The sequence below is a fragment of the Knoellia sp. LjRoot47 genome (assembly GCF_964253435.1).
Lineage (GTDB): Bacteria > Actinomycetota > Actinomycetes > Actinomycetales > Dermatophilaceae > Knoellia.
On the sequence record NZ_CAXUQS020000001.1, the window covers coordinates 343,315 to 364,388 of the forward strand.

The 21,074-nt window shown below is 71.8% G+C and carries 20 protein-coding genes and 1 tRNA gene; 5 read left to right on the forward strand and 16 right to left on the reverse strand.

The window, feature by feature from the left end:
• Positions 1 to 12: 12 nt before the first annotated feature.
• Positions 13 to 1,959, forward strand: a complete 1,947-nt coding sequence (locus ACSQ11_RS01675; RefSeq protein WP_436002425.1) for a glycoside hydrolase family 15 protein — start codon at positions 13 to 15, stop codon at positions 1,957 to 1,959.
• Between the two features lie 52 nt (positions 1,960 to 2,011).
• On the opposite strand, the gene ACSQ11_RS01680 is transcribed toward ACSQ11_RS01675, so the two are convergent.
• Positions 2,012 to 2,095, reverse strand: a tRNA-Tyr gene (locus tag ACSQ11_RS01680).
• 86 nt (positions 2,096 to 2,181) lie between these two features.
• Between ACSQ11_RS01680 and ACSQ11_RS01685 the strand changes: the two genes are divergently transcribed.
• Together ACSQ11_RS01685 and ACSQ11_RS01690 are read left to right on the forward strand one after the other, a co-directional pair.
• Complete coding sequence (locus tag ACSQ11_RS01685) at positions 2,182 to 2,676, forward strand: YajQ family cyclic di-GMP-binding protein (protein WP_436002427.1); 495 nt, start codon at positions 2,182 to 2,184, stop codon at positions 2,674 to 2,676.
• A gap of 204 nt (positions 2,677 to 2,880) precedes the next feature.
• Complete coding sequence (locus tag ACSQ11_RS01690) at positions 2,881 to 3,771, forward strand: SGNH/GDSL hydrolase family protein (RefSeq protein WP_436002429.1); 891 nt, start codon at positions 2,881 to 2,883, stop codon at positions 3,769 to 3,771.
• 69 nt (positions 3,772 to 3,840) lie between these two features.
• On the opposite strand, the gene pepN is transcribed toward ACSQ11_RS01690, so the two are convergent.
• The 10 genes from pepN to ACSQ11_RS01740 all read right to left on the reverse strand — a co-directional run bounded on the left by pepN (position 3,841) and on the right by ACSQ11_RS01740 (position 15,377).
• Positions 3,841 to 6,303, reverse strand: a complete 2,463-nt coding sequence (gene pepN / locus ACSQ11_RS01695; RefSeq protein ID WP_436002431.1) for an aminopeptidase N — start codon at positions 6,301 to 6,303, stop codon at positions 3,841 to 3,843.
• A 91-nt stretch (positions 6,304 to 6,394) separates the two neighbouring features.
• Positions 6,395 to 6,961 carry an NADPH-dependent FMN reductase gene (locus tag ACSQ11_RS01700; RefSeq protein ID WP_436002433.1) on the reverse strand — a complete coding sequence of 189 codons (567 nt, stop codon included), beginning with the start codon at positions 6,959 to 6,961 and terminating at the stop codon, positions 6,395 to 6,397.
• 111 nt (positions 6,962 to 7,072) lie between these two features.
• Positions 7,073 to 7,963 (reverse strand): zinc metalloprotease HtpX, encoded by an 891-nt coding sequence (gene htpX / locus ACSQ11_RS01705; RefSeq protein WP_436002435.1) that lies wholly within the window; start codon positions 7,961 to 7,963, stop codon positions 7,073 to 7,075.
• Between the two features lie 46 nt (positions 7,964 to 8,009).
• On the reverse strand, positions 8,010 to 9,461 hold the full coding sequence (locus ACSQ11_RS01710; RefSeq protein ID WP_436002437.1) for a proton-conducting transporter transmembrane domain-containing protein: 1,452 nt from the start codon (positions 9,459 to 9,461) through the stop codon (positions 8,010 to 8,012).
• A complete protein-coding gene (locus tag ACSQ11_RS01715; protein ID WP_436002439.1) occupies positions 9,458 to 10,963 on the reverse strand; it encodes a complex I subunit 4 family protein in 1,506 nt (501 codons plus the stop codon). The genes ACSQ11_RS01710 and ACSQ11_RS01715 overlap by 4 nt, the downstream gene beginning before the upstream one ends.
• Entirely contained in the window at positions 10,954 to 12,864 is a 1,911-nt protein-coding gene (locus tag ACSQ11_RS01720) for an NADH-quinone oxidoreductase subunit 5 family protein (protein WP_436002441.1), read from the reverse strand. Before ACSQ11_RS01720 ends, ACSQ11_RS01715 begins: the two co-directional genes overlap by 10 nt.
• Positions 12,861 to 13,274 (reverse strand): NADH-quinone oxidoreductase subunit NuoK, encoded by a 414-nt coding sequence (gene nuoK / locus ACSQ11_RS01725; protein ID WP_436002443.1) that lies wholly within the window; start codon positions 13,272 to 13,274, stop codon positions 12,861 to 12,863. Before nuoK ends, ACSQ11_RS01720 begins: the two co-directional genes overlap by 4 nt.
• Positions 13,271 to 13,867 (reverse strand): NADH-quinone oxidoreductase subunit J family protein, encoded by a 597-nt coding sequence (locus ACSQ11_RS01730; protein ID WP_436002445.1) that lies wholly within the window; start codon positions 13,865 to 13,867, stop codon positions 13,271 to 13,273. The genes nuoK and ACSQ11_RS01730 overlap by 4 nt, the downstream gene beginning before the upstream one ends.
• Entirely contained in the window at positions 13,864 to 14,424 is a 561-nt protein-coding gene (locus tag ACSQ11_RS01735; protein WP_436002447.1) for a 4Fe-4S binding protein, read from the reverse strand. The genes ACSQ11_RS01730 and ACSQ11_RS01735 overlap by 4 nt, the downstream gene beginning before the upstream one ends.
• Positions 14,421 to 15,377: a complex I subunit 1/NuoH family protein gene (locus ACSQ11_RS01740; RefSeq protein WP_436002449.1), complete on the reverse strand. Its 957-nt coding sequence runs from the start codon at positions 15,375 to 15,377 to the stop codon at positions 14,421 to 14,423. Before ACSQ11_RS01740 ends, ACSQ11_RS01735 begins: the two co-directional genes overlap by 4 nt.
• A gap of 213 nt (positions 15,378 to 15,590) precedes the next feature.
• Between ACSQ11_RS01740 and ACSQ11_RS01745 the strand changes: the two genes are divergently transcribed.
• Both ACSQ11_RS01745 and ACSQ11_RS01750 read left to right on the forward strand, forming a co-directional pair.
• Positions 15,591 to 16,073 (forward strand): DUF6220 domain-containing protein, encoded by a 483-nt coding sequence (locus ACSQ11_RS01745; protein ID WP_436002451.1) that lies wholly within the window; start codon positions 15,591 to 15,593, stop codon positions 16,071 to 16,073.
• Positions 16,060 to 17,583 (forward strand): multicopper oxidase family protein, encoded by a 1,524-nt coding sequence (locus ACSQ11_RS01750; protein ID WP_436002453.1) that lies wholly within the window; start codon positions 16,060 to 16,062, stop codon positions 17,581 to 17,583. Before ACSQ11_RS01745 ends, ACSQ11_RS01750 begins: the two co-directional genes overlap by 14 nt.
• A 1-nt stretch (position 17,584) precedes the next feature.
• On the opposite strand, the gene ACSQ11_RS01755 is transcribed toward ACSQ11_RS01750, so the two are convergent.
• The 5 genes from ACSQ11_RS01755 to ACSQ11_RS01775 form a co-directional block, all read right to left on the reverse strand.
• Entirely contained in the window at positions 17,585 to 18,139 is a 555-nt protein-coding gene (locus tag ACSQ11_RS01755; protein ID WP_436002455.1) for an NADH-quinone oxidoreductase subunit C, read from the reverse strand.
• A 125-nt stretch (positions 18,140 to 18,264) separates the two neighbouring features.
• On the reverse strand, positions 18,265 to 19,314 hold the full coding sequence (locus ACSQ11_RS01760; RefSeq protein WP_436002457.1) for an SGNH/GDSL hydrolase family protein: 1,050 nt from the start codon (positions 19,312 to 19,314) through the stop codon (positions 18,265 to 18,267).
• Positions 19,315 to 19,492: 178 nt separating this feature from the next.
• Positions 19,493 to 19,894: a DUF3253 domain-containing protein gene (locus ACSQ11_RS01765; protein WP_436002459.1), complete on the reverse strand. Its 402-nt coding sequence runs from the start codon at positions 19,892 to 19,894 to the stop codon at positions 19,493 to 19,495.
• On the reverse strand, positions 19,891 to 20,406 hold the full coding sequence (locus tag ACSQ11_RS01770; RefSeq protein WP_436002461.1) for a DUF2568 domain-containing protein: 516 nt from the start codon (positions 20,404 to 20,406) through the stop codon (positions 19,891 to 19,893). The genes ACSQ11_RS01765 and ACSQ11_RS01770 overlap by 4 nt, the downstream gene beginning before the upstream one ends.
• Positions 20,403 to 21,023 (reverse strand): NADH-quinone oxidoreductase subunit B, encoded by a 621-nt coding sequence (locus ACSQ11_RS01775; protein ID WP_436006674.1) that lies wholly within the window; start codon positions 21,021 to 21,023, stop codon positions 20,403 to 20,405. Before ACSQ11_RS01775 ends, ACSQ11_RS01770 begins: the two co-directional genes overlap by 4 nt.
• Positions 21,024 to 21,074: the final 51 nt, after the last annotated feature.

A 21,074-nucleotide genomic window follows, 5' to 3' on the forward strand; every position in this document is an offset into this window, starting at 1 on the left:
TGGGTAGGTTGCATGGACCGGACGGCGACGAGGCGAGAGGTCGAGATGCGCGAGACGCGCAAGGGGCGCAAGGCGCGCGGGACGCGCCAGGCGGAGAGCGGCGCGGACGAGTCCACCGACCTCTGGCCCGGTGCACCACCGTCCCGGATCGAGGACTACGCCGTGGTGTCGGACCTCCAGACCGCCGCGCTCATCGGCCGCGACGGGTCGATGGACTGGCTGTGCCTGCCCCGCTTCGACTCCTCCGCGTCGTTCGCGGCCCTGCTCGGCGGACCCGAGGCCGGACGCTGGCGGATCGCCCCACTCGCGGGCGGGGTCTGCACCCGCCGGGCCTACCGCGACGACACGATGGTCCTCGAGACGTTGTGGGAGACCGGCGAGGGCACGGTCCGGGTCATCGACTTCATGCCGGTGCGCCAGACCCAGCCCGACATCGTGCGGATCGTCGAGGGCGTGAGCGGACGGGTCGAGATGGGCGTCGAGCTCGTCGTCCGCTTCGACTACGGACGGGTCGTGCCGTGGGTGCGTCACTCGGGTGGGCGCTGGGTCGCGGTGGCCGGCCCGGACTCCCTGTGGCTCGACACCCCCGTGGCCCTGCGGGGCGAGAACCTGCGCAGCCGGGCCGAGCTCTCGGTCGGCGCCGGCGACCGGATCCCCTTCGTCCTCACCTGGGCGCCCTCGTACGAGCCGGAGCCGCGCCGCTACGACCCGGAGCGGGCGCTCGCGGACACCGACCGCTACTGGAGCGAGTGGGTCGGGCACTGCACCTACGACGGCCGCTACGGCGTGGCGGTGCGTCGCTCTCTGCTCGTCCTCAAGTCCCTCACCTACGCACCGAGCGGTGGCATCGCCGCGGCCGCCACCACGTCGCTGCCCGAGCAGGTCGGCGGCCCCCGCAACTGGGACTACCGCTACTGCTGGCTGCGCGACGCCGCGTTCACACTCCAGGCCCTCACCGGCGGTGGCTACACCGACGAGGCGAAGGCGTGGCGCGACTGGCTGCTGCGGGCGGTCGCGGGCGACCCCAAGGACCTGCAGATCATGTACTCGCTCACCGGCCGCCGCCGGCTCGCGGAGACCGAGCTGGAGTGGCTCCCGGGCTACGAAGGGTCGCGGCCCGTGCGCGTGGGCAACGAGGCGGCCGGGCAGTTCCAGCTCGACGTCTACGGCGAGCTGCTCGACGGACTGCACAGCGCACGCGAGGCCGGCCTCGCCGGTGACGACGACGCCTGGACCCTGCAGTGCCTCCTCACCGACCACCTCGAGAGCGTCTGGCGCGAGAAGGACAGCTCGCTGTGGGAGGTGCGCGGCCCACGCCAGCACTTCGTGCACTCCAAGGTCATGGCCTGGGTCGGGCTCGACCGGATGATCATTACCGCCGAACGCTCCGGGCTGAGCGCCCCGCTGGACCGGTGGCGGGCCACCCGCGACGCCATCCACGACGAGGTCTGCGAGCGCGGCTTCGACGCGGAGCGGAACACGTTCACCCAGTACTACGGATCCCGCGGTCTCGACGCCGCACTCCTGCTCATCCCCCGCGTCGGGTTCCTCCCACCCGACGACCCCAGGGTGGTCGGCACCGTCGACGCCGTGCGTCGAGAGCTCTGCCAAGACGGGTTCGTGCTGCGCTACCGCACCGACGCGGACCCGACCGGGGAGCACGGCACGGTCGACGGCCTCCCCGGGGACGAGGGCGCGTTCCTCGCGTGCAGCTTCTGGCTCGCCGACGCGCTCGCGCTGACCGGCCGCACGGACGAGGCCCGCGAGCTGTTCGAGCGCCTGCTCGAGGTGCGCAACGAGGTCGGCCTGCTCAGCGAGGAGTGGGACCCGGTGGCCCGGCGCCACCTCGGCAACACCCCCCAGGCGTTCAGCCACGTGGGCCTCATCAACACCGCCCTCACGCTGGACCGCGGCCCCGCACACTCCGCCACCGGCTCCCCCACGCAGAGCGCACGGTGAGGGGATGACGAAGGCCCCCGACCGGCATACCGGTCAGGGGCCTTCCAAGCACTGGTGGCGGGTGAAGGATTCGAACCTTCGAAGCTTTCGCGATGGATTTACAGTCCACTCCCATTGGCCGCTCGGGCAACCCGCCGTGCGCGTGGAAGGATAGCAAGCCAACCACGCAACAACGAAACCGTGCCCCCGCACGCCCCCGGGGCACCCGAACGAGGAGGACCCGTGGCGGACAGCTCCATGGACATCGTGAGCAACTACGACAAGCAGGAGATCGCCAACGCGGTCAACGCTGCGGCCAAGGAGGTCGCGAACCGCTACGACTTCAAGAACGTCGGCGCGAAGGTGGAGCTGTCCGGTGAGACCATCTCGATGCAGGCCAACTCCGAGGAGCGCTGCCTCGCCGTGCTCGACGTCGTGCAGACCTGGCTCGTCAAGCGCAAGGTCTCGCTCAAGCACCTCGACGTGCCCGAGGGCGGGCCGCGGCTGTCGGGCAAGGAGTACAAGCTCGACGTCCCGCTCAAGCAGGGCATCTCGACCGAGAACGCCAAGAAGATCAACAAGCTCATCCGCGACGAGGGCCCCAAGGGCGTGAAGTCGCAGATCCAGGGCGACGAGCTGCGCGTGTCGAGCAAGTCGCGCGACGACCTTCAGGCCGTGCAGCGGATGCTCAGCGGCGCCGACCTCGACGTCGCGCTGCAGTACACGAACTACCGCTGAGGCTCGCGCCGCTGGTTTTCGCTCCCCATGCGGGAACGTTGAGGGTCCGGAGGGAACATTTCCCTCCGGACCCTCAACCTTTCCTCCGGACGATGCCCGTATGCCGGGTGCCGGCGAACGTGACCGGCGCCACCCTTGCGGGTCACGACGGGGCGATTTCTGGTTACGTGGAAGTAACCAACGCCGCCGAACAACGGAGTTCACATGCGCCGCCGCCCCGCCCTCGCCCTCGCCGCCCTCGCCAGCGCCGCCGGAGCCACGCTCGCGCTCGGGCTCGCCAGCCCGGCCGTGGCCGCCACCGGAGCCACCACCGGACCCCGCGTCCCGGCCGGCCGGTACGTCGCACTCGGTGACAGCTTCTCGGCCGGCTCCGGCGTCCTCCCGCTGAGCCCCACCGCGAACCCGCAGTGCACGCAGTCGGCGCTCAACTACCCCAAGCTCCTCGCGCAGCGCAGCGGCGGCGCGCTCACGGACGTCACCTGCGGCGGGGCCGACACCGGCGACTTCACCGGCTCGCAGTTCACCGGTGTCGCCCCGCAGCTCGACGCCGTGACCCCGGCGGCCCGCCTCGTCACGATCGGCATCGGTGGCAACGACTCCAGCGTCTTCACGAGCATCATCCAGCAGTGCGCGACGGCCGGTCTCCGCACCGCCGGCCAGGGCAGCCCCTGCAAGGACACCTACGGCTCGTCCTACGCCGACACGATCCGGACCAAGACCTACCCCGCTGTGCGTGCCGCCATCGCCGCCGCCAAGGCGCGGGCACCCCAGGCCCGCATCGTCGTCCCGGGCTACCCGCAGATCCTCCCGCCGACCAAGGGCTGCTACGCGACGATGCCGATCGCGACCGGCGACGTGCCCTACGTCAACGGCATCGAGCAGGTCCTCAACGCCGCGCTCGAGCAGGCCGCCAAGGACAACGGCGCGACCTTCGTCGACATGTGGGCGCCGTCGGCCGGACGCGACGCCTGCCAGCTGCCGTGGGTGCGCTGGGTCGAGCCGCTCGCGGGCTCGCTCAACTACGTGCCGGTCCACCCGAACGCCGCCGGCGAGCGGGCCTACGCCGACCAGATCGCAGCGCGCGTCAGCCTCTGACCCCGCGACGTCGCGCCCCGCACCCATGGGGCAGGACGTTGTGACGGAGGGGGCGAGGGGGCGCCGGCCTCAGCTCCAGCGGGAGCGTGAGGCCAGCGCCTCCTCGAGCTTGCTCAGCTCGTCGGCCATCGAGCGGCGCACGCCCGACGTGACGTCCGGGCGGTCCATCGCCGCCCGCACCAGGTCCACGGTCTCCGGCTCGACGATCCGTGACGGGAACGCGAGCGTGGCCACCCGGTCGAGCGCGTCGGCCCCGACCCACTCGGTGAGGCGAGGGATGTCCGCGACGTAGCGTGCGGCATACGGGCGCAGGTCCTCGACCGAGCCGCTGGACCAGAACCCGGACGCGAGGGCGTTGAGCTCGTAGTTGGAGCGTTCGCGGTTGCCGGAGATCTGCGCCCAGGCCCACTCCTTGTCCTGTATGCCGGGTCGCGCGGCTCGCGCGGCCAGTCCGGACAGGCGTCCCGACAGGGTGGTGTCGTCGGCCTCGACGGCGGCGATGCGCCTCTCGTCGGCCAGCCCCAGGCGGGCCATCGTCTGCAGCACGATCCAGCGGAAGTCCGAGTCGTGCTCCAGGCCCTGCGGAAGGTCCCGGCCGGAGACCCACGCCTCGAGCCGCTGCTCGTCGGTCGTCGTGGCGGCGAGGACACGTGCCGCGACGAGGGCCCGGTCGGAGCCGGGCTCGGCGTCGTCGAACGCGGCGAGCGCGGCCTCGGCGAGCCGGGCCTTGGCGTCGGCGGCGCGGTCGGCGGGCAGGAACTGCGGCACGATGCGGTCGGTGACCGCCAGCGCCACCCGCGACATGAGGGCGTCGTCGCGCTCGTGCGGCCAGGCAGCGGTGACGACGTCGAGGGCAACGGCCGGGTCGACCGTGCCGCGGAAGACGCCGGTGAGCACCGCGCCCCACATGACGGACCGCGCCACCGGGTCCTGCACCTGGGCGAGCTCGCGCGGGAGGGCGGCGAGCGACTCGGCATCGAGGTCGACCTGGGCCCAGGTGAGGTCGCCGGCGTTGGGCAGGAGGACGGCCGCGTCCCGCTGCACGCCGTCGACGGACACCTGGGGTGCGTCGAGGGTGAGCGACGTGCGGAAGACCTCGGCGCCGCCGGTGAACCCCGCGACGTCGAGCGCGTGCGGCCGGTCGGCCGGGTGCTCCTGCGGCGCCGTGCGGGTCAGGATGCCGTCGCGGTCGAGCGCGATGGCGTCGACCCCGGCGGTCTCGAGCCACGCCGCGCTCCAGTCGGCGAGCGAGGACCCGTGGACCTCCTCCATCGCCGCGAGGAACTCGGAGAGCTCGCCGTTGCCGTGCTCGTGCGAGCGCAGGTAGGCCGTGACGCCGGCGTTGAACGCCTCCTCGCCGATGTGCGCGACGAGCTGGCGCAGGACGGACGCGCCCTTGGCGTAGGAGATGCCGTCGAAGTTCGCGAGGGCGCTCTGGGCGTCGGGCGCAGGTGACCCGGCGACCGGGTGGGTCGAGGGCGCACGCTCGGCGGCGTAGCCCCACTGCTTGCGCGAGATGCCGAACTCGACCCAGCTGTCGGTGAACTCGGTCGCCCGCGAGGTGGCGGTGTAGGCCATGAACTCGGCGAAGGACTCGTTGAGCCAGAGGTCGTCCCACCAGCGCATGGTCACGAGGTCGCCGAACCACATGTGCGCCATCTCGTGGGCGATGGTGTTGCTGCGCTGGAGCACCTGCTCGCGGGTGGCAGCGCCGCGGAAGAGCATCGGGTCGCGGAAGGTCACGCAGCCCGGGTTCTCCATCGCGCCGGCGTTGAACTCGGGCACGAACACCTGGTCGTAGTCGCCGAACGGGTACCGCACGTCGAAGGTGCGGTGGTAGTGGTCGAACGACTGCTTGGTCACCTCGAACATCTGCGGCCCGTGCAGCTCGAGCTCGCGCTGGAGGCTGCGGCGGGCGTGGATGCCGAGCGGGATGCCGTCGTGCTCGTCGTGCACCGAGACGTACGGGCCTGCGCAGACGGTGACGAAGTACGTCGCGAGCGGCAGGGTCTCGCTCAGCTCCCACCGCCCGGGGGCGGTCCGCGTCGCGCGGCCGTTGCCGAGGACGACCCACGCCTGCGGCGCGCGGACGGACACGGCATACGGCGCCTTCAGGTCCGGCTGGTCGAAGCAGGCGAAGACCTTCGGTGCCGCGTCGAGGAAGAGGTGGCCGTAGACGTAGTCCTCGCCGTCGGCCGGGTCGGTGCTGCGGTGCAGGCCCTGGCCGTCGCGCGAGTAGGCCATCGTCGCCGTGACCTCGACGACGTTGTCGGCCGCGAGGTCGGTCAGCGTGAGGCGACCCTCGGTGACCGTGTCCGGATCGATCCGTATGCCGTTGAGCTCGATCCGCTCGCAGCTCACGGCGTGCAGGTCGAGGAACGTCGAGCCGCCGGGAGCGCTGCAGGAGAACGTGATCCGGGCCGTGGATCCGAAGTGCTCGGAGCCGCGGTCGAGGTCGAGGTCGACCTCCATGCGCTGGACCGAGATGAGCTGCGCCCGCTGCCGGGCTTCGTCGCGAGTCAGAGATGGCACGCGGCGATGGTGTCACACGGCCCGCGGCCCCGCCCGCAGGTCGGGCGTCGCGTGCGCGCCCGTCACACGTCAGTCGGGCGTCAGCCAACCGTCAGTCGCGCGGGAGGACCGTGAGGACCCGCTCGACGTGGTCGCGGAACTCGGTCATGAACGTCCGCAGGAACTCCTTGCTCTCCTCGTCGGTGACCTCGCCGCTCGCGAGGTAGATCTCGGGGTCGAAGTGGATGTAGCCCTCGGGCGCGGTCATCTGACGGGCGTTGCAGTAGCTGAGGATCGAGCGCAGCGGCTGCTGCCCGACGGCGGTGCCGATGGCCCCGACCGACGCCCCGATGACGGCGGCGGGGATGTGGTCGAAGGAGTTCTTGCCGTAGGGCCGCGACGCCCAGTCGATGGCGTTCTTGAGGGCGCCGGGGATCGAGCGGTTGTACTCCGGGGTGATGAAGAGCAGCGCATCGGAGTCGGCGATCGCCTGCTTGAGCGCCGTCGCCTCCGCCGGGTAGTCCTCGTCGAGGTCGCGGTTGTAGAGCGGGAGGTCCTTGATCGGGATCTCGTGGAACTCGAGGTCGTCGGGGGCGACGGCGATGAGGCACTGGCTGAGCACCCGGTTGATCGAGTCCTTGGACAGGCTTCCGATGAGATATCCGACCTTGTGCGCCATGACGACCTCCTGACGACGAGCGACGGCCCGGGTCCGGACCACGTGTTCCACCGTGCCACGGACCCGGGCCGTCAGCCGGGCAAGAGCCTCGTCAGTTCGCGTTGGGCCTCGTCAGTTGGGGCGGTAGCCCGTCGCCATGCCCTGGAGCCGGGCGATGCGGTCGGCCATCGGGGGGTGGGTCGCCATGAGCCGCGAGATGTCCTGGGCGCGGAAGGGGTTGGCGATCATCATGTGGCTCGCGTTGACGAGGTCCTTGGTCGGCGCGAGCGGCGCCTGCGAGACCCCGGCCTCGAGCTTGGCCAGGGCCGACGCGAGCGCGAGCGGGTCACCGGTGAGGGTGGCACCGTCCTCGTCGGCGTCGTACTCACGGGTGCGCGAGATGGCGAGCTGGATGAACATCGCGCCGATCGGGGCGAGGAAGGCCATGGCGAGCCCGGCGATCGCGCCACCGGGGTTGTTGCTGTCGCGGTTGCCTCCACCGAACATCGCGCTGAACGACAGCATCTGCCCGACCGAGCTGATGACACCGGCGATGGCGGCGGCGACCGAGCCGGTGAGGATGTCGCGGTTGTAGACGTGCATGAGCTCGTGACCGAGGACACCGCGCAGCTCGCGCTCGTCGAGGAGCTGGAGGATCCCCTGGGTGCAGCAGACCGCGGCGTTCTGCGGGTTGCGGCCCGTCGCGAAGGCGTTGGGCGCCTCGGTGGGCGAGATGTAGAGGCGAGGCATCGGCTGCCCGGCCTTCGTCGAGAGCTCGCGGACGATCCGGTACATCGCCGGCGCCTCGGTCTCGCTCACCGGGAACGCGTGCATCGCCTTGATGGCGAGCTTGTCGCTGTTCCAGTAGGAGTAGAACGTCATCGCGACGCCGATGAGGGCGAAGATCAGGATGAACGAGCGGTTGTTGAAGTAGACGCTCGCGGCCCATCCGAGGGCGAGCAGGAGTCCGAAGATCGCTCCGAAGAGCCCCGCGGTCTTCAGGCCGTTGAAATGGTTGTGCATGTCTCCTCCAACGCTCGACCTCGGCGGAAACGTTCCGCGTCGGCTCTCATGACACCAGACCGACGAGCAGCTGCGGGAGCACGCTCGTCACGACGAGGACCGCGGCGCCGACCACGGCGACGGCGACGCTCGCCCGGCGGCGACGCGGACGGGACGGCGCACCGGCCTCCGGCTCACCGAACAGCACCGCGAACCAGCGGACGTAGACCGCGATCCCGAGCACCGCGGCGACCACCGCGACGACCGCGACGGGCCACAGCCCGGCGGCGATGGCCGGTCGCAGGGCGACGACCTTGGCGACGAGCCCGATGACTCCCGGGGGCAGTCCGGCGAGGACGAGCAGCGCGAGGGCCAGCGTCCCTCCCGCGACCGGGTCCCGACGCAGCAACCCCCTGTATGCCGCGAGCTCCCGACCGTCCTCGACGCGCCATCCGTGGACCGCACGGACCGCGGCGAACGCGACGAGGCTGGCCACGGCATACACGAGGGCGTAGGCCGCGGCAGCCTGACGGCCGGCGACGGTGAGCGCCGTCAGCGGCAGGAGGATCCAGCCGGCCTGGGCGACGGTCGACCACGCGAGGAGGCGGACGACCTCGGTCTGGCGCAGCGCCATGACGGTGCCGACGAGCATCGAGGCGACGGTGAGGACGACGAGCGCGGAGACGACGACGTGGGGGCCGGGGCGAGCGCCGAGGACCGACTCGTAGGGCGCGAGCACAACGACGAGGGCACCGACGGCGGCGAGCTTGGAGGCCGACGCGAGCAGCGCCGACACCGGGAGCGGGCCCGACGTCAGGGTCGTCGGGGTCCATGCGTGGAACGGCACGGCCGAGAGCTTGAAGGCGAGGCCGGCGAGCAGGACGACGGTGGCGAGGCCGGCGAGGGTGCGGGTCTCGGGTGCGCCCCACGCGGCGGCGAGCGACTGTCCCGTGAGGGTCGGGTCGCCGGTCGCCGTGACCCAGAGCGCGGTGCCGAGGACGAGCAGCCCGAACGACACGAGCGAGGTCGTGAGCAGCGTGAGGGCGCCGTGCGCGGCGGCCCGGCGCTCGCGCCACGCCACGAGGGCGATGACGGGCAGGGTCGCGAGCTCGAGCGTGATGAGCCAGGTGCCGAGGTCGCGGGCCGCGACGACCGCGACCGCCCCGCTGGCCGACGCGAGGAGCATGACGACCTCGATGACGCCGACCCTCTGGATCGACAGCAGGGCCAGCACGGCGAGGGTGGCGAGCAGGGCGCCGACCTGGAGGGTGCTGGCGAGGGGGCCGCCGTCCCAGAGGCAGCGACCGTCGGGTGCAGGGGTGCAGAGCGCGAGCCGCGGTCCGGTGGCGACGAGCCCGGGCAGTGCCGCGACCGCTCCCCCGACGAGACCGACGGCACCGATGACGGGTGCGGCGAGCCGGGTGCGCGGCGCGACGGCGTCGACGAGCAGGACGAGGACCATCGCGGCGACGGGCAGGAGGGCGGGCAGGAGCAGCCCCCAGTGCATCTCGAGGGTCATCGGCCGCCTCCGACGAGGGCGGTCACGGCGTCGGCCGTCACCGAGAACACGAGGAAGGGCGCGACGCCGATGACGACGACGGCGGTGCCGAGTACGGCCATGACGGCCAGCTCGACCGACCGCGCGTCCGGGGTGCGCCCGAGGGCCTGGTCGAGCCCCTCCTCCGGCGCGGCGTCACTCACCCAGACGATGCGGGCCACCCGCAGCGAGTAGGCCGCGGCAAGGGCCGCACCGATCGCGGCGATGACGGCGCAGGTGCGCAGGATCCCGGTGTGCTGGGCGGGGTTCCACGCGGCGAGGAGGGCGACGAACTCGCCCCAGAAGCCGGCGAGGCCGGGGAGCCCGAGGCCGGCGGCGAGCCCGAGGATGAGCGCGAAGCCCAGGCGAGGCGACACCTCGCGCAGTGCCGGGCGTACGACGGCAAGGTCGACCGAGCCCCACCGGTGCTTGAGCCCGCCGACGATGACGAAGAGCAGAGCCGAGATGACGCCATGGGCGATGTTGCCGATGAGAGCGGCCTGGAGACCGGTCTCGGTGCCGGACGCGAGCGCGAGGACGACGAAGCCCATGTGCGCCACCGACGAGAAGGCGATGAGCCGCTTGAGGTCACGCTCGACGAGGCAGATGAGCCCACCCCAGAGGATGCCGACGACACCGGCGATGGCGAGCACCGGCGCGATGCGGGCGAACCCGTCGGGCACGTTGGCGATGGGGAGCCGGACGAGGCCGTAGGTGCCGAGCTTGAGCAGGACCGCGGCGAGCAGGACCGAGCCCGCGGTCGGCGCGGTCGTGTGCGCGGCCGGGAGCCAGGTGTGCAGCGGGAAGACTGGGACCTTGACGGCGAGCCCGAGGGTGAGGAGCGCCGCGATGGTCGTCTGCTCGCCGATCCCGAGGGCCGCGGCCGCGGCGGGGAGCTCGCCGAGGTCGGCGGTGCCCGCGCGGGTCACGAGGAGCAGGATGCCGACGAGCATGAGCGTCGAGCCCACGGCGGTGTAGAGGATGAAGCGAGCCGACGCGTCGGCCCGGGCGGCGGCGCTGTGGCGGTCGCCGTAGCGGCTGATGAGCACCCACATCGGGACGAGGACGACCTCGAACGCGAGGAAGAAGAGGACCGCGTCCCGGGCCGAGAACGCGGCGAGCGCACCGGCGACGACGAGGAGCAGCGCGCCGAGATAGGTCGCCGCGCTGCCGCTGTCGGGCGCGTCGGCCCACGGCTGCTCGACGAACGCGTGCGCGACGACGAGGACGCCGATGACTGCGGTGAGGACGACGAGCGGCGCGCTCACGCCGTCGACCTCGAAGTGCCACCGCACCCCCAGGTCGGGGATCCACGCACGGTCGACGACGGGTCGCAGGACGGTCGCCGCGACGGCCGCTGCGCCTCCCACGGAGGCGGCCACCAGCGCGACGAGCCGTGCCGTCGAGGGCGCGAGCGCCCGGCCGCCGGTGACGAGCCACAGGCCGACGGCGCCGGGCACGAGCAGCATGAGGATCAGCGCCATGCGAGCACCGCCGTCCCGGCCGCGACGAGCAGCCCGAGCGCGACGAGGGCGACGCCACCCGACGCGGCCTCGCGCCGGTGCCCGCGCTCGGTGAGCCAGCCGGCGATGCCCGCCGACGCCGCGGCACCGCGCACGTAGCCGTCGACGACCTCGCGGTCGAGGAACGCCACGACCCGCGCCAGTCCCAGCACCGGTGTCGCGATCAGGCGCCGGTATGCCGTGTCGAACCCGAGCCCGCCGTCGGCGAGCACGCGCTGGCGCGCGGTGCGGACGAAGGCGTCGCGGGGGTCGCCGTCGGTCGTCCGGCTGCGCGCCGACCAGACGGTGCCGCCCCCGATGAGGATGAGCACGACGGTGAGGAGCATCCACCAGGGGGAGACGCCGTGGATGTCGAACAGCCCCGTGAGGAGCACCAGCCCACCGACGACGGTGACCACGGTGAGGACGGCCAGGGCGACGATGACGGGGGCGGACGGCATACGGGCGTCCTCGTCGAGGGTCTCTCCGTCCGGGAGCGCGGCCGTGACGACGAGATGGGCGCGCGTCGCGTAGGCCGCGGTGAGGACGACCGTGACGAGCAGGGCCGCGAGGACGATGACCCCGGGTCCGCCGGCACCGATCGCACCCTCGTAGGCCGTGGTGATGACGTGTTCCTTGGAGAGCCCGCCGACGACGAAGGGAGCTCCGGCGAGAGCGAGAAGGCCGAAGAGCCAGGCGACCTTGGCGAGCTGGTGGACGTTGCCGCTGCCGCGCAGGGCGACGGCGAGCGTCGAGCCGGCGACGACGGACAGCCAGCCGATCGTGAGGAAGAGCAGGGACTTGAAGACCGCGTGCGACCACAGGTGGAACAGCGCCGGGTCCGGTCCGAGCTCGCGGGTCGCCGTCGCGAGCGCCGACAGCATGATCGCCACCTGGCTCACCGTCGACCACGCGAGCAGGCGCTTGAGGTCGGACTGCCCGAGCGCGAGGACGGCCGCCCCGACCATCGTCACCGCGGTCGCGAGACCGAGCAGCCAGCGCGCACCGTCGGCGACGACGAGGAGGTCGAAGAGCTGGGCGAGGACGACGGTGCCGGCCGCGACCATCGTCGCGGCGTGGATGAGCGCGGACGCGGGGGTCGGGCCCTCCATCGCGTCGGGGAGCCAGTCCTGGAACGGGAACTGGGCCGACTTGCCGAGGACCCCGATGACGAGCAACGAGAGCAGGAGCGACCGCAGCCACGGCTCGGGCGGGGCCATGCAGGCGGCGGTCTGCGTCACGGTGTCGACGCAGACGCCGCCCGTGTGCGACCAGAAGTCGACGACCCTGTCCAGGCCGGTCGAACCGGCGCCGGCACTGAGGCCCACGACACCGAGGACGAATCCGATGTCGGCCACCCGCGTGACGATGAAAGCCTTGTATGCCGCGCGGCGGGCGGACTTCTTGCGCGACCAGTGGCCGATGAGCAGGTAGGAGCACCAGCCCATGACCTCCCAGCCGACGAGGGTGAGCACGAGGTCGCGGGCGTGGACGACGAGCATCATCGCGGCGGTGAACAACGAGACGGTCGCGGCGAACTGGGCGAGGCGGTCGTCGTCGGCGAGGTACCAGCGGGTGAAGACGAGGACGGCCGCGGCGACGAGTGCGACGACGGCGGCGACCGCGGCCGTCGACGGGCCCGAGCCGAGCTGCAGCGACATCTCGATGTCGCCGACGTGGAACGGTTCGCGCAGGTAGACGGTGCCCTCTCCGCGGGTCGGCGCGACGGCCATCCCCACGATGGACACGACGATCGACACGAGCGCGGCGCCGGTGGCGACGAGTGCAGCGAGCGCCGGTGTGCGGCGGAGCGCGAGCGTGACGACGGCGGCGAGGACGGGAACCCCGACGAGCAGGTGGGCCACCCAGAGTGCGCCACTCATGCCCCCTCACCCCCCGGCTGATTGCCCCACGGCGAGTCCCCATCCCCCGACTGATTGCGACTTCGCAGAGTTCCGAGGGACGAGGCACTCTGCGAAGTCGCAATCAGTCGCTCGTCCAGGGGCTCGTCGAGGTCGATCGAGCCGCGGAGGCGGAAGGCGGTGAGGATCACCGCGAGCGCCACGACGACCTCGGCAGCGGCGATGGTGATGACGAAGAGCGGCAGGACACTCGACGCCTCCCACCGCGACGCCGACGTCGCACCCGACGCGACGAGCAGGACGAGAGAGCCCGAAAGAATGAGCTCGACGCCGATGAGCAGCAGCACGGCGTTGCGACGCACGAGGACCCCCATGACGCCGAGGCCCACGAGCAGGGCGGCGACAACATAGGGACCGGCGAGGTGGATCACGCGTCCCCACCCCTGCCCACACCTTCCGACTGATTGCGAGTTCGCAGAGTCCCGAGGGACGAGGGACTCTGCGAACTCGCAATCAGTCGGTCGTCGGGGCGGTGCCCCGAGCGCGAGACGGCGAGAGCGGCGACGAGCGCCGCGAGCAGAAGGACCGACAGCGCCTCGAACGGCCACACCCACGTGCCGAAGAGCTCGGTCGCCACGGCCTGGTTCGAGACCTCGCGGCGCTCGACCGCGTCACCGGCGAGCGGCAGCAGAGCCGCGAGCAGCAGCCCGGTCGTCGCGGCACCGGCCAGCCCCGCGAGCACCCGGCGCCACCACGGCACGGCGTGCGCGACGTCGGGCCCGATGGGCGCGCGCGTCAGCATGAGCGCGAAGAGCACGAGGACGACGATCGCCCCGACGTAGACGAGGACGAGCACCAGCGCGACGAGCTCGTGCCCGAGCACGAGCAGGCAGCCCGCGACCCCGAGCAGGGCGACGACGAGCCACAGGGCCGCGTGCACCACCTGCCGGGTCGTCACGGCCAGCAGCCCCGCCACGACGGCGAGCAGTCCGCAGGCCGCGAACGCGAGGTCGAGAGAGGTCATGTGGCGCGACCCCGCGGCATACGGGCAGGTTTGTTCGCGGCCGCGACCTCGGCCGGCTCGGCCGCGTTCTCGTCGAGCGCCGGCGGCGGCGGCACGGTCTCCATCCAGCCGCCGAGCCGCTCCTTGTCGTGGAGCAGATCGCGGATGTCGGTCTCGGCGTACTCGAACTGCGGGCTCCAGAAGAGCGCGTCGAACGGGCACACCTCGATGCAGATGCCGCAGTACATGCAGAGCGAGAAGTCGATCGAGAAGTTGTCGAGGACGTTGCGCTGGCGGTCGCGCCCGCCCTCGGTCGTCGCCGGGATCGTCTCCTTGTGCGAGTCGATGTAGATGCACCAGTCGGGGCACTCGCGCGCGCAGAGCATGCAGCTCGTGCAGTTCTCCTCGAGCAGGGCGATGACGCCGCGGCTGCGCGGCGGCAGGTCCGGCGCGACGTCGGGGTACTCGTGCGTGTGCGTCTTGCGCGTCGCGGTCTTCGCGGTCGTCGCCAGACCCTTGAGTATGCCGGGCAGCAGGCCCTTGTTCGTGGGTCTCGTGGGCTTCTTGTCGTCGTTCACTGCGTCACCACCACGCCAATTCCGGTGAGGGCCAGTTGGATCAGGGCCAGGGGAAGGAGGACGAGCCACGCGAGACGCTGGAGCTGGTCCTCGCGCATCCGGGGCCAGGCCACGCGGAACCAGATGACGAGGACGGCGATGACGAACCCCTTGAGCAGGGTCCACAGCCACCCGAGCTGGTCGTCGAACGGGCCGCGCCACCCGCCGAGGAAGAGCACGGCGAAGAGGACCGAGAAGACGACGATCCCGGCGTACTCGGCGAGGAGGAAGAACGCGAACCGCAGCCCGGTGTACTCGGTCCAGGGCCCCATGACGAGCTCGGCGTCGGCGATCGGCATGTCGAAGGGCGGCCGCTGGAGCTCCGCGAGCGAGGCGACGAGGAAGACGACCATGCCCGGCAGCTGCCAGAGGAGCCACCACGGGCTCCACGCCTCGACGATCCCGGTGAGGCTCAGGGTGCCCGCCGCCAGGCAGGCCGACGCGACGGCGAGGACGAGCGGCAGCTCGTAGGACACGAGCTGGGCCGCGGACCGCAGCGCCCCGAGCAGGGCGTACTTGTTGGCGCTCGCCCACCCGGCCATGAGGGTGCCGAGAGCGCCGACGCTCGTCGCCGCGAGGACGAGGACGGCGCTGGCGGGCACGTCGACGCCGGCCACGCCGGACTGGAGCGGGAGGGCGCCGAGGGCCAGCAGGTAGGGCACGAGCGCGACGAACGGCGCGATCCGGAAGATCGTCCGGTCGGCGGCGCGCGGGGTGATGTCCTCCTTCTGGACGAACTTCACCCCGTCGGCGACGAGCTGGGCCCACCCGTGGAAGCCACCGGCATACATCGGTCCGAGCCGGCCCTGCATGTGCGCCATGAGCTTGTGCTCGGTCTGCCCCACGAGAAGGGGGAACACGAGGAAGGCGGCCAGGACGGCCACCGACCTCAGCACCACCTCGAGCACGCTCATCGCACGCAGCCTAGTTGGGACCGGTGCTGCGTGGGCGGTGCCGCCGGGTCGCGGCATTTCGCCGAATCGCCGGACAGCGCGCAGCCGCAGCGGGACCATGGATTCGAGGTTGAGCCGGAGCCTCACCACATCGCACGGGCACCACTACTTGCAGATTCGGGTGGCGCGGTCGGCGACGACGTCTCGGCCGAGCCCTGTCAGAAAGGCTCCACCATGCGGAACGTCTACCGTGTGCTCGCCGGCCTGATCGCCGTCGAGGTCATGCTCCAAGCGTCCTTCATCGTCTACGGCGATGCCGGGATGGGCAAGTACGTCGAGGACGGCGGCGTCATCGACAAGGCGGGGATGGAGGCGGCGTTCGACAGCGGCGACGCCCCGTTCTCGGAGTTCGTCGCGTTCGTCCTCCACGGCATGAACGGGATGATGGTCATCCCGCTCCTCGCCCTCCTGCTCCTCGTGTCGTCGTTCTTCGCCAAGGTCCCCGGCGGCGTCAAGTGGGGCGCCATCGTCCTCGGCCTCGTCGTCCTCCAGGTGACCCTCGGCCTTCTCGGGCACAGCTACCCGATCCTCGGCGCGCTGCACGGGATCAACGCGCTGCTGCTCTTCTCGTCGGCCGTGTGGACCTTCTGGCGGTCCCGCCGGGTCACCGGGACGGACACGACGTCCGACGTCCCGAGGGAACGTGTCGTCGCCTGACGACTCCCCATCTCGCGGCAAGGGCCGGCTGGCACTGCTGGTCGCCCTTGCCGCGTCCCTCCTGCTCCTGCTGCCGCTGGCGTGGATGTGGAACGCCAGCCGGATGCCCGAGTCGTGGTCGGTCATGGACATGGGAGTCCACGAGCCGGGTCTCGTCGCGGCGGCCGGCGGCCACGGGACCGGGCACGGGCTGCCCGACGCGTCGGCAGGGCCCGTGTCGCCCGTGTCCGTCAAGGACCTCGTCGAGGTGCAGAAGGGTCCGGCAGACGTCAGCGTCCGGCTCGTCGCCGCAACCGGCCGCATCGACATCGGTGGAGGCACGACCGTCCCCGGGATCACACTCAACGGCACCTCCCCCGGCCCGGTGGTGCGGGCGACGCAGGGCGACCTCGTCGAGGTCACGCTCGTCAACGAGTCGGTCCCCGGCGGGACGACGCTCCACTGGCACGGGCTCGACGTGCCCAACGCCGAGGACGGCGTCGCCGGTGTCACGCAGAACGCGGTGCACCCCGGACAGTCGCACACCTACCGGTTCGTGGCGGGGCAGGTCGGGACGTACTGGTACCACTCGCACCAGGTCTCGCACGAGCAGGTGCGCCAGGGGCTGCTCGGCGCGATCGTCATCGCGCCGAAGGGCGCAGCCACGGCGCCCGCGGCGGACGTCCTCGCCCTGTCGCACATCTACGGAGGCAAGCGCACCGTCAACGGACGCGTGGGTGAGCAGCACGTCGACGCCGCGCCCGGCACGCGGGTGCGGGTGCGGGTGGTCAACACCGACCCCGGAGTGGCGCCGGTCTGGGTGAGCGGCGCGGCCTACCGGGTCGCCGCGGTCGACGGCACGGACGTCAACGACCCGGAAGAGGTCGCGGACAAGGCGCTCGTCGTCCCGGCGGGCGGTCGGGCCGACCTCCTCGTCGAGGTGCCTGCGACGACAGCGGCCCGCGTCGAGCTCGGCGGTGCGTCGCTCGTCATCGGGCCGGCCGGTTCGACGACACCCTCGACACCGCGACCCAAGGCCTCGGTCGACCTGCTCACCTACGGCTCACCGGCGTCCCTCGACTTCGACCCCGAGCGCCCCGACCGCACGTTCGCGTACTCGATCGGCCGGCGCCCGGGCTTCGTCAAGGGACGTCCCGGCGTGTGGTGGTCGGTCAACGGCAAGCTCTATCCGGACATCCCCATGTTCACCGTGAGCGAGGGTGACGTCGTGCGGATGGAGATCCTCAACCGCAGCAACGAGACCCACCCGATGCACCTCCACGGCCACCACGTCGTCGTCCTGTCGCGCAACGGCGTCAGGGCGAGCGGCAGCCCGTGGTGGACCGACTCGCTCGAGGTGCCCGTCGGCGCGCGCTACGAGGTCGCGTTCGTCGCCGACAACCCCGGCATCTGGATGGACCACTGCCACAACCTCCCCCACGCGCGCGAAGGCCTCATCGCCCACCTCGTGTACGAGGGGGTGACGACGCCCTACCGGCTCGGCGGATCCACGCCCAACGAGCCCGAGTGAGTCAGGACTCGCGCGGTCCCCACGCAGGGTCGGGCACACCCGGCGCCTGCACGCGACGGCGTGACGGCGACTTCGCCGAGTCGTGCCCCTCACCGGGCTCCTTGCCGCCGGGCCACTGCTTCGACGCGCGAGCGGCGAGGACGAACGACTTGCGCAGCGGCGTCCCCTCGAAGCCGTCGGGCAAAAGGAGTGGCCGCAGCCCCGACCCGGACCCGTCGTCGAAGCCCTCGAACTCGACCCCGAACATCTCGTGCGTCTCGCGCTCGTGCCAGGCCGCGCCGGCATACACGTCGGTGACCGAGGCGAGCGACGCACCTTCGGGGACCCTCGTCCTGATCCGTATGCCGTGCAGTCCCGCGAGCTGGTCGCCCGTCACCGAGTCGCGACGCTGGAGGGCGAGCGCGCGGAGCACGACGTCGTAGCCGGGTGCGGCCTCGTCGTAGGTGCGGTCGACGGCACTGAGCCAGTCGAAGAAGGTGAACCCGGTCGCGTGCGCGGCGGCGACGGCCTCGTGCCAGTCGCCCGGCGCCACGTCGTGCAGCTCGTCGGTGCTCACGTCGTCACCCTAGACCCGGGGTGCGGACGGACAACTGATTGCCCTTTCGCGAGGCCCCCACGACTGATTGCCCTTCCGCGAGCCTCGCGAAAGGGCAATCAGTCGGTGGTGGGTGAAGCAGTGCGTCAGCGAGTGGCGGCCTGCTTGGCCTGACGGGCGGACCAGACGCGGTCGGCGGCGTCGATGCTGGCCCGCGAGGACAGGTCGACCCCGGCCTTGGCAGCGGCGGCCTTGACCGCGGACGTCCGCAGGTTCGGCGTGCGGAACTCCTTCGGCGTGATCGAGGCGTCGCGGACGGCATACGTGCGCTGTTGTGCCGCAAGGCGATCGGCACTGGCGGCCGCGCGCTTCGACGTCGCCGAGGTGAGGCGGAACGCGCTACCGGTGAGCGGGGTGCTCACGGTCGGCGCGTAGCCGCTGGCGTGGCCCGGCTTGTTGGGGTGGTAGCTCTCGCTGATGGGGTTCGAGAGGCCGTTGAGCCACTCGACGTCGTCGCAGACCGCGTGACCGATGAAGCGCGACGTCGGGTTCGCGAAGCTGAAGCCCTTGGCGCTGGCGGCCGCCGACGTCTTGCTGTTGAGCAGGTCGGCCATCGAGTTGAGGCGGGCCTCCTCGGCCGGGGAGAACCACGTGAGGGCGTTGCAGTCCTCGCCCTGGAAGATGCGCGGGTAGCCGACGATGACGACCTTGGCGTTGGGCGCCTTGCTCCGGATCGACGTGTAGAGCGTCGAGAGCCGGCCCGGCAGCACGTTGTTGACGAAGCTCTGGGCGGTGTCGATCGCACCGTTGCAGTTGCTCGCCCAGCCGGGCATCGCGCACTCGGTGAGCACGTCGGCGAACCCGGCGTCGTTGCCCCCCACCGAGAGCGTCACGTGGGTCGTGGACGCGGTGAGGGCGCTGAGCTGGGTGTTGGTGACGTCCGGGATCGTCGCCCCCGAGCAGGCCCGGAAGTTGAGGGTGAGGCCCTTGGACGCCGCGATGAGCGAGGGGTAGGCCGAGGTCGAGCGCTGGCACGACGTGCCGTCTGCGATGTAGCTGCGGGTGCCGGTCCCCGAGGAGTACGAGTCACCAAGCGCGACGTAGGACGTCGCGGCTTGGGCGGGTGCGGCACTGATCACGAGGCTGGTCGCGGCGGCTCCCGCGGCGAACAGGCCCAACGCTCGAACTGTCGTCATTGACATCTCCCATGGGTGGCAGGACTGGTGCTCGCAACCTAGGGCTGCGAGGTGACCCCCGTCACAGAACTTTGCCAAGTTCTTACCTGCGGGTAGGGAACCTTTGCGTCCGCAAGGCTGGTCGGCCTCGCGACCACGTGCCCGGACGTCGTTCGCATGCCGTCCGCGGCGCTCGCGATCAGGTGCCGCCGCGGACGCGACGCACCCGGATCGGCCCCTTGGCCGTCGACGGGTCGACGACCCTGCCCTGCTGGACGATCTCGACCTCCCCCGCGACCACGAGCCGGCGTGCAGCGCGACGGGCCGGCTCCATGAGGTCGCGCCACTCCTGCGCACCCGAGCCGGCCTCGGACGCCACGGCGCGCGCCGCCTCGGACGGGCAGATCGTCGCCCCGGCTGCCCGGTCCCGGAGCAGGTCGAGGATCGAGCGCTCCAGGCTCCGGTCGGCAGCGCCGACACCGCGCCGGCGGCAGGCGGCCGAGCAGTAGCGGACCTCGTCCCAGTCCTTCTCCCACTTCTTGCGCCACTCGATGCGTCGCCCGCACGACGCGCAGCTCTTCGTCGGCCGTTCCGCGCTCATCGTCGTCGCGAGCGCTGGTCGCGGCGCGAGCGCTGGTCGCCGTGCGAGCGCCGGTCGCCATGCGAGCGCTGGTCGCCGTCAGCACGATGGTCACGGCGCGAGCGCCGCGTCTCCTGCGTCCCCCCGGTCTCCCCTGTCTCACCACGGAGCCCCCGACCCTGCGGCGGCGCCACGGGCCCGGCGTCGTCGAGGGTGATCTGCGCGACGACGAGCACGAGCCCGGCGCCGAGCAGCACGAGACCGAAGCGCTGGTGCCCCTGCGCGAGCAGTCCCGCCCCGACGGCGGCGACCGCCCCGCCGGCGACGAGCGCCCGGGGCAGCTTGGGCAGGCGGCGACGCGCCTTGGGCGCGAGGAACAGGCCCCAGAGTGCAGCGACGACGACGACCGCGAGGACGCCGAGCAGGCTGCCCGCCACACCGCCGCCCACGACGCTCGACGCGAGCATGAACACGCCCACCATGAAGGCGAACTCGATGACGAATGCGAGCAGCCCCAGGACGACGAGGCTCACCGCGGCGGCTCGACGCGACCGCGCGTCACCTCGGCGGCAGACCCGGTGCGGTGGGCGGTGTAGCGCGGCGCGGCGGCACCCTCGCCGTCGGCGGGGACGAGCCGCCCGGCACCACCGAGGCGCTCGGCGATGGCTCGCCCGGACAGGCGCTCGCCGGCGATCTGCTCCTGGAGCCGGATGATGCCGTGCAGCAGCGCCTCGGGCCGCGGCGGGCAGCCGGGCACGTAGACGTCGACAGGGATGAGCTGGTCCACGCCTTTGGTCACGGAGTACGAGTCCCAGTACGGGCCACCGGAGTTGGAGCAGGCACCGAACGAGATGACGTACTTGGGCTCGGGCATCTGGTCGTAGAGCCGCCGGATGGCCGGCGCCATCTTGTCGGTGACCGTGCCCGACACCACCATGAGGTCGGCCTGGCGTGGCCCGGGCGCGAACGGGATGACCCCGAGCCGGATGAAGTCGTGCCGTCCCATCGAGGCGGCGATGAACTCGATGGCGCAGCAGGCGAGCCCGAAGTTGAAGACCCACAGCGAGTAGCGGCGGCCCCAGTTGAGGACGACCCGGATCGGCTTGGGGGCGTGCTCGGCGACGGGACCGACGCGAGGCATCGGCAGCATCACGGCCCGGTCCTGGCCCACGGCGTTCGGAGCGTTCACCTCGGTCACGGG

Excerpts from the sequence above, each read along its gene's own strand:
- ACSQ11_RS01675 (WP_436002425.1), top strand. The coding sequence starts at position 13 with ATGGACCGGACGGCGACGAGGCGAGAGGTCGAGATGCGCGAGACGCGC.
- ACSQ11_RS01690 (WP_436002429.1), top strand. The coding sequence starts at position 2,881 with ATGCGCCGCCGCCCCGCCCTCGCCCTCGCCGCCCTCGCCAGCGCCGCC.
- ACSQ11_RS01700 (WP_436002433.1), bottom strand. The coding sequence starts at position 6,961 with ATGGCGCACAAGGTCGGATATCTCATCGGAAGCCTGTCCAAGGACTCG.
- htpX (WP_436002435.1), bottom strand. The coding sequence starts at position 7,963 with ATGCACAACCATTTCAACGGCCTGAAGACCGCGGGGCTCTTCGGAGCG.
- ACSQ11_RS01710 (WP_436002437.1), bottom strand. The coding sequence starts at position 9,461 with ATGACCCTCGAGATGCACTGGGGGCTGCTCCTGCCCGCCCTCCTGCCC.
- ACSQ11_RS01715 (WP_436002439.1), bottom strand. The coding sequence starts at position 10,963 with ATGGCGCTGATCCTCATGCTGCTCGTGCCCGGCGCCGTCGGCCTGTGG.
- ACSQ11_RS01720 (WP_436002441.1), bottom strand. The coding sequence starts at position 12,864 with ATGAGTGGCGCACTCTGGGTGGCCCACCTGCTCGTCGGGGTTCCCGTC.
- ACSQ11_RS01730 (WP_436002445.1), bottom strand. The coding sequence starts at position 13,867 with ATGACCTCTCTCGACCTCGCGTTCGCGGCCTGCGGACTGCTCGCCGTC.
- ACSQ11_RS01740 (WP_436002449.1), bottom strand. The coding sequence starts at position 15,377 with ATGAGCGTGCTCGAGGTGGTGCTGAGGTCGGTGGCCGTCCTGGCCGCC.
- ACSQ11_RS01745 (WP_436002451.1), top strand. The coding sequence starts at position 15,591 with ATGCGGAACGTCTACCGTGTGCTCGCCGGCCTGATCGCCGTCGAGGTC.
- ACSQ11_RS01760 (WP_436002457.1), bottom strand. The coding sequence starts at position 19,314 with ATGACGACAGTTCGAGCGTTGGGCCTGTTCGCCGCGGGAGCCGCCGCG.
- ACSQ11_RS01765 (WP_436002459.1), bottom strand. The coding sequence starts at position 19,894 with ATGAGCGCGGAACGGCCGACGAAGAGCTGCGCGTCGTGCGGGCGACGC.
- ACSQ11_RS01775 (WP_436006674.1), bottom strand. The coding sequence starts at position 21,023 with ATGCTGCCGATGCCTCGCGTCGGTCCCGTCGCCGAGCACGCCCCCAAG.